We start from the raw sequence: 18,248 nt of genomic DNA, 5'->3' as shown, positions 1-18,248 counted from the left end.
CGATCCGACCTCTAGAACCAAGCCGCCAGGTTCTGCTCCATGACCGGGGCGACCAGCCGGGCATACGCCTCGGTCAAGTGATTGCTGTCCCGGTAGACCATGGTGTCGCCGACGACGAGGGGGCATCGGTCGGCGCACAGCCACGGCACCGGGTCGATGACCGGGACGCCCGCGGCGACGGCCGTGGCGCGCTGGATCTCCCGCCAGCGGGGTTCGGGAAGTACCTCGGCCCGCGGGTCGGCGCAGCCGGACACGTTGGTGGCGTTGCTGCTGAGGCAGTCGGCGGGAGCCACCTTGAGGAACGGGGTGTCGCCGAGCAGCACCACCTGACCGGCGGCGCGTTTCAGCACGGCCAGCGTGCGGACCCAGCCGGTCTGCCAGACGGCGTCCGGGTCGGCGGGGGCACCGGTCAGCACCTGCCGGTAGTTGACGCTTGACGAGACGACCAGCAGGGCCGGCCGCAGCCGGGCGATCCGGGCCAGCACGTCGGCCCGCCACCTGTCGCATTCCAGGTAGCGGCTCCGGGCCCGGCGTTCGTCGACGGCGATTCCGGCGGGGCTGCACGAGCTGCGGGTGAAGTTGTAGAGGCGCCAGCCGTTCTTGCGGGCGAGTGCGTCCAGAGTGGGGAACCACTGAAGGGCGTGCGAGTCACCGAAGAGGACGACCGTGCGGCGGCCGGTGGTGTAGGAGCAGTCGCTCCGGGGCCGGAACGGGCCGGTGAGGCCGACGTGGCAGCCGTCGCGCTGCGGGGCGAGTCGCTGCCGGAGCGCGCCGTCGAAGCTGGGGGTGAGGTTGCGGGGCAGGTCGGTGGCGATGTTCGCGTCGACGAGCAGCCGGTGCAGCCGGGCGGCCGGGTTGCCGGCGGTCGCGACGGCCCGGCCGGTGTCGGGGGCGCTGCCGCGGGCCGGGATCGCGGGCGGGTGCAGCATGCCGGCAGCGGCGAGGACCGCGGTGACGGTGACCAGACACAGACCAAGACCGAGAGCACGGCGCGGTCGTACGGTCCACCAACGGTGCCGCCGTACCGGGTTCTCCAGCAGGTGATGACTGAGAACGGCCAGCCCCAGCGCCAGGGCGGCGGCCCCGGCCCGGTCGGGCAGGCTCTCCGGGGCGGCCAGCACGAGCAGCGGCCAGTGCCACAGGTACCAGCCGTAGGACATCCGGCCGAGCCAGCGCATCGGCCCGGTCTCCAGGAGCCGGTTGCCACCCGCGGCGATGATCGCGACCGTGCCGAGCACCGGCACGAGCGCCGCGACACCGGGCCACCTCGTCGTCTCGTCGTAGACGAGGGCGGCGGTGACGACAGCCGCCAGTCCGGCCCAGCCGAGCCACGGCCGCCGCCGGCACGTCACCAGCGAGATCAGCGCGCCGGCGCCCAACTCCCAGGCCCGCCCCGGCGACGCGAAGTAGGACATGTCATGCAGTGACCAGGCGAACGAGGCGATCGTGACGGCGACCAGCAGCACCCGGCTCCGGGCCAGTAGCAGCAGGGGCCAGAGCAGGTAGAACTGCTCTTCCACGGCGAGCGACCAGAAGTGCTGGAACGGTGACGGCGCCGGGTCTCCGAAGTAATCGGTGCCGGCCGTGTCGAGGCGCAGGTTCATCGTCCAGGTGGCCGCGGCCAGAGCATCCGCCGCGAACGTCGCGAACCGCACCGGCGGCGCCCAGAACCAGGCACCGGCCAGCGTCGCCACGATCACCAGGGTGGCGACCGGCAGCAGCCGGACCACCCGGCGCGCATAGAACCGGGCCAGGCCGAGCCGCCCAGTGGTGGCGATCTCCCGCCGGAGCAGCCCGGTGATCAGGAAGCCGGAGACCACGAAGAAGACGTCGACCCCGAGGAACCCGCCCGCCACCCCCGGCACTCCCACGTGGGCGAGGACCACGAGCAGCACCGCGACGGCACGCAGTCCCTCGATGTCACCCCGGTACGCGTGCCGGGAGCCGCCCGGCGCTGGATCGGTGTGGCGCCGGGTCAGCGTGGCGGTCATCAGGCGAACGCGGCGGCCAGTGCCGGCGGCCGGGCGAACGCCAGCACCGCGTGCCGGCCGAGCAGTTCGCCCTCGCGGGTCAGCCCGTCGAACCGTTCCGTCCAAGCGGCCATGGCGGCCTGCTCGTCGGGGCGCCCGGCGTCGTCGAAGACGATGGTGGCCCGGTCCGCGAGTCGCTTCTCGATCATGTGCAGCGCCGGGTAGCGGGCGTCCGCCCCGGTCGAGGCGGGCGGGCCGTCGATCAGCACGAAGTCGATGTCGTGCAGGTCGGCCAGGGCCTCCGGGTCGTACCACGGGTAGTCGCGCCCGTCGATGCCGACCGGGGTGAGCGCGGCGTCGCGTACCTCCGCGATCGTGTCCAGGCCGTGGACGGCTAGCGCCGTCCGGGTCCGGCCGGCGTAACCCGCGTCGTGGTCCAGCGAGATCAGCCGGCCACCGGTCTGTTCCAGCACGTAGGCGATCCACACCGACGAGGTTCCACTGCCCAGTTCCAGCACCAGGCGCGGCTTGCGGGTCCGGATCAGGTGCAGTAGTTCCAGCAGGTCGGTCGGGTTGAGCGCGAAGTCGCCGGACGACGGCATCGGCGCCCGCGGGGTGAAACTCTGGAAGAGCTGCACGGTCGCCTCGAACTCGCGCGGCAGGGCGAGCAGCTGCGACGACGCGGCCTTGCGATCGGTGACCTGCTTGACCCGGGCGATCGCCTCGGCCAGTTCCAGGTGCCGGTCACCGGCGGTGAGACGTTCCCGTTCCACCGCGGCGACCAGACGGCGCTGCATCTCCTCGACGGTGGTCCGCAGGTCGCGCTGGGCGCTCACGCCGGCCCGCTGCACGGTGGCGAGGCGCCGGAACAGCAACAGGACGCCGGCCACGATGACCCCGCCGAGCAGGGCGAGCAGGGTGGTGGCGATCCTGGGGTGCCCGAGGAGGGCGGCGGCCGCCGTGCCGGTGCACAGGACACCGGTGACCGTCAGTACCGCGGCCTGCCGGCCGGTCAGGCGCGGCAGACGGCGGCGGACTCGGCTCATCTTGCTCATGCGGGACTCCTCATCGGTGCACTTCCTCCGGGGTAACGGGACGGGGAGCGGGCCCGTTACGCCCGCGTTGGGCGGGCGCCGGAACTCCGTCCCGCACAACCCCGGCGATCCGGTCGGCGAACCGGGCCGGCTGGTGGTCGCGGGCCACCGCGTCGCGGGCCAGGGCGCTCAGTGCGGCGTACCGGACGGGATCCGTCCGGAGCCGTTCGATCAGGGCCGGCGCGTCCTCGGGCGCGCAGGGCAGGGCGGTCTCGCCGAAGGCTTCGGCGAGGTGTTCCGGAACGAGGACGACACAGCCGGTGGCGGCCGCCTCCAGGGCTGGCCGGGACGTCAGCTCGGCCAGGTGTTCCGGGGGGAAGTGCAGGTAGAAGTCGAGTTGGGCGGCGAAGGTCCGGGAGTCCAGGTCGGCGGGCTCGTAGACCAGCCAGGAGGCGGGCAGACCGGCCGGCCGCAGTGGGCTCTCCGGTAGCCGCAGGCGCACGTCGGTGGTCCGGCACCGGCGCAGCACGGTCAGTGCCGAGTCCAGGTCGCCGGGCCAGACTCCGGCGTCGCACAGGTCGGTGCCGACCACCGCCGGGCCGCGCCGGGCGGGCAGCGGCCGGGCCACGTCCTGCGGTTCGGCGACCGGCGGCAGGTCGAAGCCGGTGAGGTCGGCGCCGGTCAGCAGCGGGCGCACGCCGGGGTCGGCCGGGCACCAGAGCGGGTCGGCCGCGAACAGCCGCCGGGCCGCCTCGGCGACCGCTTCCACCGTGTAGCGGCGGTCGCTGCCGTCGCGGCGGGCCGGGGCCCGGTCGGCGACCAGCAGCAGCCGCCGGGGCCGGATCCGGCAGCCGTCCTCAGGGGCGAACTGGAGCACTTCGGGCTGGCGGACCAGCAGGACCTGGGTGTCGACGTCGTCGGTCTCCAGCACCTGGTCCAACTGTCCGGTGTTGATCAGTCGTTGCACGTCGGCGCTGAGCGAGCGGCGCTGTCTGTGGATCGACCGCAGCGCCTCCAGGTGCAGGATCGCCACCGACAGCCCGGCCTCGCGCAGCGCCCGGATCTCGGCGAGCGCCGAACGCTGGGTGCCGGTCAGGAACCGCCAGTCGGCGGCCACCACCACGTCGTAGCGGCGCGGGCCGGCGGATCCGCTGAGGTGGGCCGGGGCCGTGAACGGGCGGTCCCGGCCGGCCGGCAGGTGCGGCGGGCGGGCCGAGGTGTGCCAGCAGCGGTACGCCGACATGTACGCGGTCCGGGCCGGATGCATCCAGTAGGCGCGGATCTCGGCCCGGGACAGCGACCCCTCGGAGAGCCGGATCAGGGCCAGGGGCGTGGCGATCCGGCGTACCGAACCCGGGCCGAAGGCCGCTTGGATCCGTTCCAGGTACTCGGAGTCGGCGGCCTTGCGCACCTGGTCGAAGCCGCCGATCCGGCGCAGCACCGGGGCTTTGCGGAACAGCAGCGACGAGACGTTGACCCGGCCCCGGCGGATGCCCGGCCGGGTCATCACCAGCTGGTCCGAGACGCTGATCCCCTCCGAGGTGGTGGCGAGCAGGGCCCGGTCGGTGAGCATCGGGGCCATCTGCAGTTCGATCCGGCGCGGGTGGGACCAGTCGTCGGAGTCCTGGAACGTGACGAAGTCGCCGCGGGCCGCAGCCACCCCGGCGTTGCGGGCCGCGTAGGTGCCGCCGTTCTCGGCCAGCCGGATCAGCCGGACCCGGGGGTCCAGATCCGCGGCGGCGGCCAGGATCACGTCGAATTCGCCGGGTGAGGCGTCGTCGACCAGGATGATCTCCAGGTCGGGCCAGGACTGGGCGGCGATCGAGCGGACCGCGGTGAGCAGGCCCTCCCCCGGGCGGTACGCGGTGACGACCACCGAGACCCGTTCACCGGCTGTCTCGGCGGGCCGCCCGGGGGACCCGGCGAGCCGGTCGAAGGGCACCCGTTCGGGGGCGGCCAGCAGCACCGGTGCCGGTTCCGGGAAGAGCTCGGCGAACCGGGCCAGCCAGGCCTCCTCCGCCACCAGTCCACCGGCGTGCGGGTTGGCCAGATCGATCTCCAGCGTCCGCCGGGCCGGATCCGGGATGTTCCGGTAGGCACCGAGCAACTGGCGGGCGTTGGCCGGCCCCTGCCAGGCGTAGACGAGCTGCACGTGCAGGGCCTGGTGGGCGGGCGGCAGCGAACCGGCGCCCCGTCCGGTTCGGATCAGCGCGTAGAGCGCCAGCGCGTCGGCCCGGTCCTCCGGTAGTTCCTCCTGCAGCGCGATGGTCTGCGCCAGCCCGGCCAGCAGGGCCGGTTTCACCGGCCGGCGAATGCGGCGGGTGTCACCCCGGCGGGCGGCCACCAGCACCTCGTCCAGGCCGATCCCGGCCGCGCGGGCCAGCACCCGGCGGGCCGCCACCGAGCGGGTGCGCATCGCCGTGTTCGGCAGCGACACCTCCGCCCCGGCACCGGCGAGGGTGACATGGTCGTCCAGCAATCCGACCGGCTGAGCCTCAGCCATCAACTCTCCGTCCGTACCCGGCAATGTCCTTTCGGATCAACGCTGGGACGGGCGCAACAGTGACGCTAAACGGCGGCCAGGACCGCCGCCCGTACCCGCTCTCGCTCGTCTTCCGAGGCCCAGGCGCCGACCAGGTAGAACACGTCCACCACGTCACTGCCGAGAGTGGAGATGCGGGCCGCCCGGATCTCCGCGCCGGCTTCGTCGAGCGCGTGGGTGACCCGGTAGAGCAGGCCGGGTGAGTCGGCGGCACGCAATTCGAGGACGACCGCGTCGGTGGCGATGTCCCGCTGCCAGACCACCCGGGGCGAGGCGGTCCCGCCGCGGGCGCTCATCGCGCGGGCGCGGACCCGCTGAGTCACCGAGACGTCCCCGGCGCCTACTCGGCGCAGGTCGGCGGCGAGAGCGACCGGATCGTACGGGGATCCGTAGCGTGGCTGGGTGTAGAACTCGACGATCGCCCGCTCGTCCACGGTGATCGTGTTCGCGGCGACCACGTCGAGCCGGTGCATCGCCAGGCAGGCCGCCACTCCGGCGAGCAGTCCCCGCCGGTCGGCGGCGGCCACCGCCACCCGGTCGCCGTCCAGGTGCACCGCCGGCAGCGCGCCGTCGAGCAGTTCCGGGTCGGGTTCGGGCGGTTCCGGCAGTGCGCCGGTGTCGAGCCGGGTGTGCACCCGGTCGACCAGTTCGGCCATCAGCCGGCCTTTCCAGTCCGACCAGGCGGCCGGGCCGGTGGCGTGCGAGTCGGCGCGGGCCAGAGCGTGTAGCAGGTGCAGGGTCTGGGTGTCACCGACCGCGTCGGCGACGGCGGTGATGGTCTTCGGGTCGCTCAGGTCGCGGCGGGTCGCCACGTCCGGCAGCAGCAGGTGCAGCCGGACCATCTTCTCCACGGTGTCCACGTCGGCGGGTGGCAGGCCGATCCGGGCGGCGATGGCGGCCGCGATCGGGGCGCCGACGATGCTGTGGTCGCCGGGCAGGCCCTTGCCGACGTCGTGCAGGAAGGCGCCGATCAGCAGCAGGTCGGGCCGGTCCACCTCTCGGGTGTAGGAGGTGGCCTCGTAGGCGGCCTGCACCAGGTGGCGGTCGAGGGTGTAGCGGTGGATCGGGTGGTGCTGCGGAAGGCTGCGCATCCGGGCCCACTCGGGGAGCCACGCGTCGATCAGCCCGTACCGGTCGCAGGTCTCCCAGGTGGGCAGCAGGCCCGCGCCGGAGCCGAGCAGCGAGACCAGCGCGGCCCGGGCGGCGGACGGCCACGGGGTGGGCAGCGGCGGGCAGAACGAGGCGAGCCATTCGCTGGTGGCGCGGGCGATCGGCAGCCGGACGATGGCGGCCGCGGCGGCCACCCGCAGGGACAGGCTGGGGTCCGGGACCGGGCCGATCGCGGTCCGGGCAAGAACCAGTTCGCCGTCCTGTTCGACGACGTCGCGGGCGACCGGGCGGCGGCTGGACGGGGTGCCCGGTCCGGCGCGGCGGCGACTGCGCAGCCGGTCGACGGCCCGCCAGGCGTCGTCCACGGCGTGCGCGATCGTCCGGGCGTCTCCGGACACCCGGCGCAGCAGGGTGTCCGGGTCCTCGATGTCGAGCAGGTCGGCGACGGCCTTGCGCTCCTGGGCGACCAGCCGGTCCACCCGGCGGCCGACGGCCAGGTGCAGGGCGTCGCGGGTGTCGAGCAGGCGCAGGGTGGCGGCGCGGACCGCGGGGCGCATGGTGTCGGCGATGCCGGCCCGGCCGATGCCGCGCAGCAGGGTGGTGTCGCGCAGGCCGCCGCAGGCTTCCTTGAGGTCGCCTTCGAGCAGGAAGGCGAGTTCGCCGTGGCTGGTCCACCGGCTGGTGGTGATCTCGCGAAGCTGGGGCATCGAGCGGACCGCGGTCCGGCGCCACTGGTCGGCGACCGCGGCGATCAGCTCGGCGGAGAGTACGGCGTCACCGGCGACGTGCCGGGCGTCGAGCAGGCCCAGGGAGACCTTCACGTCGTCGTGGGCGACGGACAGGGCTTCGGGGATGGTACGCACCGAGTGGTCCAGCCCGAGGCGGGCGTCCCAGATCGGGTACCAGAGTGCGGAGGCGATCCGGTCGATCCCGGCAGTGCCGTTGTGCAGAAGCACCAGGTCGAGGTCGCTGTAGGGGGCGCAGTCGCGCCGGCCGAGCCCACCGACCGCGATCAGGCTGACGCCGGGCAGGTGGGACGGGAAGAGGGCTTTCAGCCAGACATCGAGCGCCGCCGCCCGCTCGTCGCGGGCGGCGGAACCGATGTGGTCCTTCAGTTCGCCGAGTGAGCCGCCCGCTGCCGGACGTGCGGGCGGGGCCGGCGGCTCACTCAACGGGTTCGTCATCGGATCAGAGGGCGTCGAGGCCGCGCTCGCCGGTACGGACCCGGATGACCTCTTCCACTCCGGTCACCCAGACCTTTCCGTCACCGATCTTGCCGGTACGGGAGGCGGTGACGACCGCGTCGACGATCTTGTCGACGTCGATCTCGTCGGTCAGCACCTCGACCTTGATCTTCGGGAGGAACTCGACGGTGTACTCGGCACCCCGGTACACCTCGGTGTGGCCCTTCTGACGGCCGTATCCCTGTACCTCGCTCACGGTGAGGCCGGCGACGCCCAGGGCGTGCAGAGCCTCTTTCACCGCGTCGAGCTGGTAGGGCTTGATGACTGCGGTCACCAGCTTCATGCTCAGTCCTTCCATCGGTGCAGCCATCAGAACTTAACCGGAGATCTTCTCGCTGACCGGGGTGTCATCCTCGGCCGAAGTCGCGGCGCCCGGCTTGATGCCGGCCATCGCGAAGGCACCGCCACCGCTGCCACCACCGGAGGGGGTGGTGTCGTAGGCGCTCTCGGCGTGCTCGGCCAGGTCGATACCGTCGATCTCGGCGTCCTTGTCGAGACGGAAGCCGATGGTCTTGTTGATCACGAAGCCCAGGATGAAGGCGACGACGAACGAGTAGACCGTGACGATCAGGGCGCTGAGCGCCTGAATGCCGAGCTGATTGACGCCGCCACCGTAGAACAGGCCCTCGTTGGAGACCAGCGCGTTCACGTCGCTGGTGCCGAAGAGGCCGATCCAAAGGCAGCCGATCCAGCCGCCGACGAAGTGCACGCCGACCACGTCGAGCGAGTCGTCGAAGCCGAACTTGTACTTCAGCGAGATCGCCAGAGCACAGACGACACCGGCGAGCAGGCCCAGCAGAGTCGCAGCCCAGGGAGTCACGAAGGCACAGGCCGGGGTGATGGCGACCAGACCGGCGATAGCACCGGAGGAAGCACCGACCAGGGTCGGCTTGCCGTCGCGGATCTTCTCGACGATCAGCCAGCCGAGAACCGCGGCAGCGGTCGCGAGCTGGGTGTTGATGAAGGCGAGACCGGTGACGGCGTCGGCGGTCAGTTCGGAGCCGGCGTTGAAGCCGAACCAGCCGAACCACAGCAGACCGGCACCGAGCGCGACGAACGGCACGTTGTGCGGCTTCATCGCCTCACGCGGCCAGCCGACCCGCTTGCCCAGGACCAGCACCAGAGCCAGCGCGGCCGCACCGGCGTTGATGTGCACCGCGGTACCACCGGCGAAGTCCAGCGCGCCGAGACCGGCGCCGATGAAGCCACCGCCCCAGACCCAGTGGGCGACCGGGAAGTAGACCAGGGTGGCCCAGGCACCGGCGAAGACCAGCCAGCCGCCGAACTTGGCGCGGTCACTGATCGCGCCGCTGATCAGGGCGACGGTGATGATGGCGAACATCATCTGGAACGCCATGAAGACGTAGAGCGGGATACCGGTACCGCTCGGGTTCTCAGCGGTGGCGCCCCACAGGTCGCCCTCGGCGAGGAAGGTCTTGGTGCCCAGGTAGTCACCGACGTTGCCGATCACACTCGCGGTGTCGGAGCCGAAGGCGAGAGAGAATCCGTAGAAGAACCACAGAATGGAAATGAGCCCCATCGCACTGAAGCTCATCATGATCATGTTCAGAACACCCTTGGACCGGTTCAGGCCGCCATAGAACAGCGCCAGGCCAGGGGTCATAAGCAACACGATCGCACTGGAGATAAGCAGCCAGGCGGTGTTGCCAGTATCAATCGTCGGTTCAGGCACGCCGGCCTCCTAAAGTCGGAATCCCTCCTCGCGGCTCAGCGTGGCTACATCGCCCCTGGCCGGATGCGCGGAAGCTTTCCGTCCCCCTGTTTCGCGCACGGTCTTGACGCGATTACCGGCGAGTGACGGCGTGTTTCCGACGTGTGAAGAAAAGCTCACAGACCGTGTACCGACCTCAGCGGAGTGCGTACTCCAACGTGTGACGCTCGTAGTCGAGCAGTCGCAGGTCCCGCATCGGCCGGCGCAGGTGGCCCTTGTGCACGATCCGGACGAACGCCGGGTCACCGGCCGCGGCCATCCGGCGGATGCCCTCGACGTGGTCGACGATCCGTTTCCTTATGGTCCGGACGAGCCGGTGCCGGTCCCGGGGGATCAGCCCGTACGCGTCGGCGAACAGCCGCAGCCGGCGCGGCCGGTTCGGGCGCTTCCACCCGAGCGTGTACGAGTCCCGGTCACTGAAGAGGGGAACCCAGGTCCATGCGGCGTACGCCACGTCATAGAGCCGTGAGCCCGGCGAAGCCAGGTCGAAATCGATCAGCGCCAGGGTGCCGTCCGGGCGCCAGACCACGTTGTGCGGGGCCGCGTCGTGGTGGCAGATCACCTCGGTGTCCGGCGGGGGCGGCCCGAACGAGCGCCACACCGAGCCGGGCGGGGGGACGAACCCGTACTGCGCGTCGTGGAACATCCGCAGCATCGTCGCGACGGTGACCAGCGCTTCCTCGGTCACCCAGTGCGGGGCCAACGGGTACTCCCCGCACTCGCCGTCCAGGTAGGAGAGGACCTCGCGGTTCTTCTCGTCCATCCCGAGGGCATGCGGCGAGCCGGTGAAACCGACCCGCTCCAGGTGGATCAGCAGTGCGTGCACGGCCGGTGTCCACGGCCCCGCGTTACGCCGGACCGTGTCACCGATCCGGGAGACCGTACTGACGTTGCCACCGTGCAGCGGAATCTCGCGCACCGGCTCATGCGTCACCAACGGCCTCCCAGATGAATCAGCCCCACAACTCCCCAAGAGCCTACGCGTCGGAACCGATAAGAGCTTCCACGAAGGCCTTGGGCTCGAACGGGGCGAGATCGTCGGGTCCCTCACCGAGGCCGACGAGCTTCACCGGGATGCCGAGCTTGCGCTGCACCGCGATGACGATGCCGCCCTTGGCCGTGCCGTCCAGCTTGGTCAGCACGACCCCGGTGACGTCCACCACCTCGGTGAAGACCCGGGCCTGCTCCAGACCGTTCTGACCGGTTGTGGCGTCCAGCACCAGCAGGGTCTCGTCGACCGCGCCGTGCTTCTCCACCACCCGCTTGACCTTGCCCAGCTCGTCCATCAGGCCGACCTTGTTCTGCAGCCGGCCCGCGGTGTCGATCAGCACGGTGTCCACGCCGGAGTCGATGCCCCGCTTCACCGCGTCGAACGCCACGCTGGCCGGGTCGCCGCCCTCCGGCCCGCGCACGGTCTCGGCACCGACCCGCTCGCCCCAGGTCTGGATCTGGTCGGCGGCCGCGGCCCGGAACGTGTCGGCCGCGCCGAACAGCACGGTGCCGCCGTCGCCGATCAGCACCCGGCCGATCTTGCCGCAGGTGGTGGTCTTGCCCGCGCCGTTCACCCCGACGACCAGGACCACCGCCGGGCGGCCGTCGTGCGGGGCGGTCTTCAGGCTGCGGTCCATGTCGGGTTCCAGAGCGGCGACGAGTTCCTCGACGAGCTGCTCGCGGACCTCGGCGACGGTCCGGGAACCGAGGACCCGGACCCGCTCACGCAGCCGCTCGACGATCACCTGAGTGGCCTCGATCCCGACGTCCGCGGTGATCAGGCTCTCCTCGATCTCCTCCCAGTCCTCCTCTTCCAGGTGGTCCCGGGAGAGGACGCTGAGCAGACCGCGGCCGAGGGCGGTCTGTGACCGGGCCAGCCGGGCGCGCAGCCGGACCAGACGGCCGGCGGAGGGTTCCGGCGTCTCGATGACCGGTGCCTCGACGACCGGCTCCGGCTCTTCCACGACCGGTTCGTCCACGATGACGGGCGGAGCCGGCTTCTCGACGAGCGGCGGGATCTCCTGCTCAGCCGGCACCGTGGGCACCGTGGGCGGCGGCGGAAGATCGCGGCGGCGCATCTTCGGCACCACCAGTCCGACCGCGCCCACGATCAGGACGACGAGCAGGATCACTGCGGCGACCACGTATTCCATGCCCGAATCCTGACAGATGAGCCGTCCGGCCGTAGCGGAGGTAGCGCACTGGCGATTCCAGGCCCTGGTGACGGAGGATGGGGCGCCCCTTGTACCCGGTGTGGAGGACCCCCCAATGCGTCACACCCCCGGCAGTGTCCGGTGACCGCTCAACTGCTAATCGGCCCGGTGCTCCGGCGCGTCGACGGCGACCGCGCGACCCTCTGGCTGGAGACCAGCGAACCCGCTTCGGTGCGGGTCGAGGTCGACCAGGCGGGCGCCGGGTCGGCGCGGACCTTCTCGGCGTACGGCCACCACTACTCGATCGTCACGGTCGACGGACTGGCGCCCGACTCGGCGAACGCGTACCGCCTCTATCTCGATGACCGGCAGGTCTGGCCCGAGGCCGACTCCGAGTACCCGCCCTCGGTGATCCGCACCCGGGCCGCCGACGACCGGGAGCAGCCGGTGACGCTGCTCTTCGGGTCCTGCCGGGAGGCCACCCCGGAGTCGAGCCGGCGCCACCTGCCCCCGGACGCGCTGGACGCCTACTCACGCCGGCTGATGGCCGACCCGGAGGCCCGTCCCGACCTGCTGGTGCTGCTCGGTGACCAGGTGTACGCGGACGAGACCTCGGCCAAGGTGCGCAAGTTCATCCGGCGCCGCCGCAAGGCCGGTCACCAGGGCCCGGAGGACCAGGTGGTCACCTTCGAGGAGTACACGAAGCTGTACCTGGAGTCGTGGCGCGACCCGGAGGTGCGCTGGCTGTTCGCCACCGTGCCGAGCGTGATGATCTTCGACGACCACGAGGTGATCGACGACTGGAACACCTCGGCGTCGTGGCGTGCCGACATGGCCCGGGAGCCGTGGTGGCGGGAGCGGATCTCGGCCGGTCTCGCCTCCTACTGGGTCTATCAGCACCTGGGCAACATGAGCCCGGACGAGCTGGCCGCCGATCCGCTGCTGCAGAAGGTGACGGCGGTCGACGACGCCACCGACCTGCTGCACGATTTCGGCCTCCAGGTGGACGAGCCGGAGTCGGCGGAGAACACCGACGTGCCGTACCAGTGGAGTTATGCCCTGGACCTGGGCCGCACCCGGCTGGTCGTGCTCGACAACCGCTGCAACCGGGTGCTCACCCCGGGCGCCCGGTCGATGCTGCCGGCCGCCGAGTGGAACTGGTTCCTCGACCAGGCCCACGGCGACTACGACCACCTGGTCATCGGGTCGTCACTACCGTGGCTGATGCCTCCGGCCATCCACTATCTGGAGGCGTGGAACGAACAGCTCGCCGAGTCCCCGAACCGCCGGGCGGCCGCGTTCGGGGAGAAGGTGCGGCGCGCCTTCGACCTGGAGCACTGGGCGGCGTTCGGTAAGTCGTTCGCGGCTCTGGGCGAACTGTTCCGGCGTCTCGGCGAGGGCGAGCTGGGTGACGGCAAACGGATCGGAGCCGGCGGCGCCTATGCCGCGCCGGCCTCGATCAGCGTGCTCTCCGGTGACGTGCACCACTCCTACGTGGCGCGGGCCGACTTCGGGCACGCCATGACCACCCCGGTCTTCCAGCTCACCTGCTCGCCGATCCACAACGAGGTGCCGTTGCCGATGCGGCCGCTGATGAAGATCGCCTGGACCCGGCCGGCCGCGCAGCTGGTCCGGGCACTGGCCCGGACCCTGTCGGTCCGCAAACCCGCGCTGCACTGGAAACGGCTGGCCAAGCCGTACTTCGGCAACGCGATCGGCACCCTGCGGCTGGACGGACAGCTGGCCACCGCAGAGATCGAGGGCACCACGAAGGAAGGAGCGCTGCAGAGCGTGGCGTCGGTCAGTTACCGCCCCACCACGTGACTCATTCCGGCAGGTCGAGGACCTTGCGCAGGTAGGGGACGTGTTCCGGCCCGGCCCAGCGGTAACCGGCGAGACCCGACGCGCGGGCGCCACGGATCACCCGGTCGTCGTCGTCCACGAAGAGCACCCGTTTCGGCACGGTCCGGACGGCCAGGCAGGCCTGCTGGAAGAACTCCGGGGCCGGCTTGTGCACCTTCAGTTCCCAGGAGCTGAGGACCAGGTCGACCTCGCTGGTGAGGCCGAGCGTGTCCAGGTCGGCGCGGAGCCGGTCGGTGGCATTGGTGGCGATGGCGACCGTGCGACCGCCGGCCCGGGCCGCCCGGACCAGGGCGAGCGCGTCCGGGTCGACCTCGCCGCGGTACTCCTGCCAGGCGGCGACGGCCGCGGTGGCCGCCGGGGCCTCCAGGGGCAGCCGGTCGGCCACCAGCTTCATCCACTCGGCGTCGGTGATCTCGCCGGACATCGCGGGCTGGTAGATGTCCCACGACATCGACGTCTCCAGCAGTGACGCGGGCTTGAGGCCGTACTCGAGCTCGACAGCGATCATCGGGGCCGGGTCCCAGCGGCGCAGCACGCCGTCCAGGTCGATCAACAGTGCCTGGGCGCGGTCGCGCATCTGTTCCTCTACTCCTCCGGATCGCGGACGAGCCGCTGACTGATCACCTGGGTGACGCCGGCTCGCATCGTGACGCCGTACAGGGCGTCCGCGACCTCCATCGTGCGTTTCTGGTGCGTGATGATGAGCAGTTGGCTCTTCTCACGGAGCTGCCGGAAGAGCGTAATCAACCGGCCCAGGTTCACGTCGTCGAGGGCCGCCTCCACCTCGTCCATGATGTAGAAGGGCGACGGCCGGGCCCGGAAGATGGCACACAGCATGGCCACCGCGGTCAGCGACCGCTCGCCACCGGACAGCAGCGACAGCCGTTTGATCTTCTTGCCCGGCGGCCGGGCCTCGACCTCGACGCCGGTGGTCAGCATGTCGTCCGGGTCGGTGAGGATGAGCCGGCCCTCACCGCCGGGGAAGAGCACCTGGAAGACGACCTGGAACTCGCGCGCGGTGTCCTCGAACGCCGACGCGAAGACCTCGAGGATCCGGTCGTCGACGTCCTTGACCACGGTGAGGAGGTCCTTGCGGGTGGCCCGGAGGTCCTCGAGCTGGTCGGAGAGGAACTTGTAGCGCTCCTCCAGCGCCGCGAACTCCTCCAGCGCGAGCGGGTTGACCTTGCCCAGCAGGGTCAGGTCGCGTTCCGCTCGGTTGGCCCGTTTCTCCTGGGTGGGCCGGTGGAACGGGGCCGGCTCGGGGACCGGTTTACCGTCCTTCTCGGCCTGCGTCACGTCGGCCTGGGCCGGCGGGACGAGCTGTTCCGGACCGTACTCGCTGATCAGCGTCTCGACGTCAAGCGAGAAGTCCTCGGCCGCCTTGGCCTCCAGCTGTTCGATGCGCATCCGCTGCTCGGCGCGGGCCATCTCGTCGCGGTGCACCTCGCTGGTGAGCCGTTCCAGCTCGGTGACCAGGCGCTTCGCGGTAGCCCGCACCTCCTGGAGCTCGGCTTCCCGGCTGGTCCGCTCGCTGGCGATCTGGTCGCGGCGCTCGACCGCGCCGGCCAGCGCGACCGCGACGTGTTCCAGCGCGGCGGTGGCACCGTACGCGACCGCGCGGGCGATCTCGGCGCCGCGGGCGCGGGCGGCCCGTCTGGCGGCGGCCCGTTCCCGGGCCTGCCGCTCCTGGTTGGCCTGGCGCAGCAGCGAATCGGCACGGCCGGCGATGGAGGAGACCCGTTCCTCGGCGGTACGGACCGCGAGCCGTACCTCCATCTCGTTCTGCCGGGCCTGCGGTACGAGGGCGGCGAGCCGGTCCCGTTCCTCGGTGGAGGGTTCCTCGTCGAGCGGAGTGTCCTCGGCGAGCCGCAGCCGTTCCTCCAGCTCGGCGACCCGCATCAGATCGGCTTCCCGGGCCGCCTCGGCCTTCTGCCGGGAGGCACCGAGCCGCTCGCTCTCCGCCTTGGCGGACCGGGCGGCGGCCCCCAGTTCGGCCAGCCGGCGGGCAGCCGCGTTGCGCTCACCCTCGGCGGCCCGTTTGGCCTGGGCGGCCACCCCGACCGCCTGCTTCAGTTCGGCCACCTCGGCCCGGGCCGCACCGAGCTGTTCCTTGACCTCGGCGATGGTCTGCTCGGCCACGGCCCGTTTCGCCTTGGCCTCGTCGACGGCCGCCTGGACCTCGATGTAGCTGGTCGCCTTCGCCGAACCACCGGCCGCCGACCAGGCGCCGAGCACGTCACCTTCGGGGGTGACCGCGCGCAGCTCGTGGTTCGCGGCGATCAGGGCGGTGGCCGCGGCCAGGTCGGGAACCAGCACCACGTCCCGCAGTGCCCGGATGAGCGCAGGCCGGATCTGTTCCGGGCAGTCGACCACCTCGGGCGCCCAGACCGCGCCCTCCGGCAGGTGCGGGCGCAGACTCGCGAGCGACCCCTGCATGCCGGGCCCGGCCGAACCGGCGACGATCAGGTCGGCACGCCCGGCGTCAGCGATCTTGAGGGTACGCATCGCCTCGATCGCCTCGTCCACGCCGGACAGAGCGACCGAGTCGGCCAGCCCGCCGAGCGCCGCGGCGAGCGCGACCTCGTGACCGGGCCGCACGGTCAGCAACGACGCGAGGCTGCCGAGCAGGCCGGGCACCTGACCGGCCCGGGCCAGCAGAGCGCCCGCGCCGTCCTTGCGCTTGAGGCCCATGGCGAGGGCTTCCTCGCGGGCCTTCCAGCTGGCCGCGTCCTTCTCGGCGGCCCGCTCGGAGTCGTTCAGCTCGCGGACCACGGCGGCGGCCCGGTCGTGCGCGGCCACCGCCTCGTCGTGCCGGGCGTCGAGGTCGGCGTTGTCCCGGTCGGCCTCGGTGGACTCGGCCGCGACCAGGTCGACCTCGGTCTGCGCGGCCTCGGAGCGCATCAGGGCGTCGGTGTGCGCGTCGGCCAGGCGCTCGATCTCCTCGGCCCCGCTGGTGGTGCGGGCCCGGGCGGCGTTCACGTTGCCGGTGAGTTTGGCCAGGCCCTCGCGCCGGTCGGCGATCGCCTTGGCCGCGGCCCGCAGTTCGCTCTCCGCCCCGGCGAGCTGGCGTTCCAGTTCCTGCCGGTGCTCGACGGCCTCGGCCAGTCGCATCTGGTCCTCGGTGAGGGCCTCGCGCAGCTCCTCCTCCTGCTCCCGGATCCGCTCGGCCTCGGCTTCGAGCATCTCCGGGTCACGGCCCGGCCGCTCGTCGTCGGGGGTGGACGCCAGGTGCCGCAGCCGCTCGGTGGCGAGTTGCTCGGTGGACCGGAACCGTTCCTGCAGGCTGGACAGCTTGTACCAGGCGTCCTGGGCGGCCTGGAGCAGCGGCGCGTCCTCGGCGTGCGCGAACTCCAGGTCGGCGAGCATCCGCTGGAGTTCGCGGTTCTCCTCTTCGACGACACCGCGCCGGTCCCGCATCGCCGACTCGTCGGCGATCTCCCGGTCCAGGGTGGTCCGCAGCGTGTGCAGGTCGTCGGCGAGCAGCCGGAGCCGGGCGTCGCGCAGGTCGGACTGGATGCCGGCGGCCCGGCGGGCCACCTCGGCCTGACGGCCGAGCGGCTTGAGCTGGCGCCGCAGCTCGGTGGTGAGGTCGCCCAGGCGATTCAGGTTGACCTGCATGGCGTCCAACTTGCGGATCGCCTTTTCCTTGCGTTTGCGATGCTTGAGTACGCCCGCGGCCTCCTCGATGAACGAGCGGCGGTCCTCGGGCTTAGCGTGCAGCATCGCGTCGAGCCGGCCCTGCCCGACGATGATGTGCATCTCCCGGCCGATGCCGGAGTCGCTCAGGAGTTCCTGGATGTCGAGCAGCCGGCAGGAGTTGCCGTTGATCTCGTACTCACTGGCGCCGTCCCGGAACATCCGCCGGGTGATCGAGACCTCGGTGTAGTCGATCGGCAGAGCACCGTCGTTGTTGTCGATCGTGAGCGTCACCTCGGCCCGGCCCAGGGGAGCCCGGCCGGACGTACCGGCGAAGATGACGTCCTCCATCTTGCCGCCGCGCAGAGCCTTCGCGCCCTGCTCGCCGAGAACCCAGGCGATCGCGTCGACGACGTTTGACTTGCCGGAGCCGTTCGGCCCCACCACGCAGGTGATGCCGGGCTCCAGCCGCAAGGTGGTGGCGGAGGCGAAGGACTTGAAGCCCTTGACCGTCAGGCTCTTGAGGTGCACGGATCTCCGAGTGGGTCGGCCGGGTACGTCTGCTGGCACGCAGGCTACCCGTCCGGTGCTGCCCAGCAGCGGAATCACGTGGTCAAAAAGCTGCGCGCCGCCACGTGAGTGGAGGCGCGCTTTTTCTTCACTGCGTCTTCAGATCGTCTGTCGTACGAGGGGATGTGAATGCCGACTGGTCACCCCGCGACACCCTCCGGCATTCGGGTGACTCAGGTCAGAGCGGGCTCGGTGAGCCGGGCGAACTCATCTGCCTCGGCGGCCGCTGCCGCGAGACGGTCGTTCTCCGCCTGCAGGCGGGTTACATCGAACTCCAGGGACTGAACCCGGGAGCGCAGTCGGGTGACCTCGTCGAGGAGGCGCCGGTCGGGCGCCGCACCTACGTGGCCGAAGAGGGCCTTCGCCATCGTGACTCCTTGTGACGCGTTGCGTCTCGTATTTT

The 18,248-nt window shown here is 71.5% G+C and carries 12 protein-coding genes; 1 reads left to right on the top strand and 11 read right to left on the bottom strand.

Annotated features, from left to right (window positions below):
• Positions 1-11: 11 nt before the first annotated feature.
• The 8 genes from BLU81_RS39670 to ftsY form a co-directional block, all read right to left on the bottom strand.
• Complete coding sequence (locus tag BLU81_RS39670) at positions 12-1,991, bottom strand: acyltransferase family protein (protein ID WP_092553469.1); 1,980 nt, start codon at positions 1,989-1,991, stop codon at positions 12-14.
• Positions 1,991-3,025: an O-methyltransferase gene (locus BLU81_RS39665; RefSeq protein ID WP_092553466.1), complete on the bottom strand. Its 1,035-nt coding sequence runs from the start codon at positions 3,023-3,025 to the stop codon at positions 1,991-1,993. The genes BLU81_RS39670 and BLU81_RS39665 overlap by 1 nt, the downstream gene beginning before the upstream one ends.
• Positions 3,026-3,035: 10 nt before the next feature.
• A complete protein-coding gene (locus BLU81_RS39660; protein WP_092553463.1) occupies positions 3,036-5,507 on the bottom strand; it encodes a glycosyltransferase in 2,472 nt (823 codons plus the stop codon).
• A 65-nt stretch (positions 5,508-5,572) separates the two neighbouring features.
• Complete coding sequence (locus tag BLU81_RS39655) at positions 5,573-7,840, bottom strand: [protein-PII] uridylyltransferase (RefSeq protein ID WP_092553460.1); 2,268 nt, start codon at positions 7,838-7,840, stop codon at positions 5,573-5,575.
• Between the two features lie 4 nt (positions 7,841-7,844).
• Entirely contained in the window at positions 7,845-8,183 is a 339-nt protein-coding gene (locus BLU81_RS39650) for a P-II family nitrogen regulator (RefSeq protein WP_172890709.1), read from the bottom strand.
• Positions 8,184-8,216: 33 nt separating this feature from the next.
• Complete coding sequence (locus BLU81_RS39645) at positions 8,217-9,593, bottom strand: ammonium transporter (protein WP_092553454.1); 1,377 nt, start codon at positions 9,591-9,593, stop codon at positions 8,217-8,219.
• A 175-nt stretch (positions 9,594-9,768) separates the two neighbouring features.
• Complete coding sequence (locus tag BLU81_RS39640) at positions 9,769-10,605, bottom strand: aminoglycoside phosphotransferase family protein (protein WP_231953729.1); 837 nt, start codon at positions 10,603-10,605, stop codon at positions 9,769-9,771.
• 4 nt (positions 10,606-10,609) lie between these two features.
• Positions 10,610-11,776 (bottom strand): signal recognition particle-docking protein FtsY, encoded by a 1,167-nt coding sequence (gene ftsY, locus BLU81_RS39635; protein ID WP_092553451.1) that lies wholly within the window; start codon positions 11,774-11,776, stop codon positions 10,610-10,612.
• Positions 11,777-11,917: 141 nt separating this feature from the next.
• Here ftsY and BLU81_RS39630 point away from each other — a divergent pair, with 141 nt between their 5' ends.
• Positions 11,918-13,600, top strand: a complete 1,683-nt coding sequence (locus tag BLU81_RS39630; protein ID WP_092553448.1) for an alkaline phosphatase D family protein — start codon at positions 11,918-11,920, stop codon at positions 13,598-13,600.
• Between the two features lies 1 nt (position 13,601).
• Here BLU81_RS39630 and BLU81_RS39625 read toward each other — a convergent pair whose 3' ends face one another.
• The 3 genes from BLU81_RS39625 to BLU81_RS39615 all read right to left on the bottom strand — a co-directional run bounded on the left by BLU81_RS39625 (position 13,602) and on the right by BLU81_RS39615 (position 18,213).
• Entirely contained in the window at positions 13,602-14,216 is a 615-nt protein-coding gene (locus BLU81_RS39625) for an HAD family hydrolase (protein WP_092553445.1), read from the bottom strand.
• 8 nt (positions 14,217-14,224) lie between these two features.
• Positions 14,225-17,806, bottom strand: a complete 3,582-nt coding sequence (gene smc, locus BLU81_RS39620; RefSeq protein WP_092553442.1) for a chromosome segregation protein SMC — start codon at positions 17,804-17,806, stop codon at positions 14,225-14,227.
• A 212-nt stretch (positions 17,807-18,018) separates the two neighbouring features.
• Positions 18,019-18,213 (bottom strand): hypothetical protein, encoded by a 195-nt coding sequence (locus BLU81_RS39615; protein ID WP_092553439.1) that lies wholly within the window; start codon positions 18,211-18,213, stop codon positions 18,019-18,021.
• Positions 18,214-18,248 lie beyond the last annotated feature (35 nt).

The sequence above is a fragment of the Actinoplanes derwentensis genome (genome assembly GCF_900104725.1).
GTDB lineage: Bacteria > Actinomycetota > Actinomycetes > Mycobacteriales > Micromonosporaceae > Actinoplanes > Actinoplanes derwentensis.
Note: the sequence above shows the minus strand (reverse complement) of the source record. Positions and strands in the feature narration are given on the sequence as shown.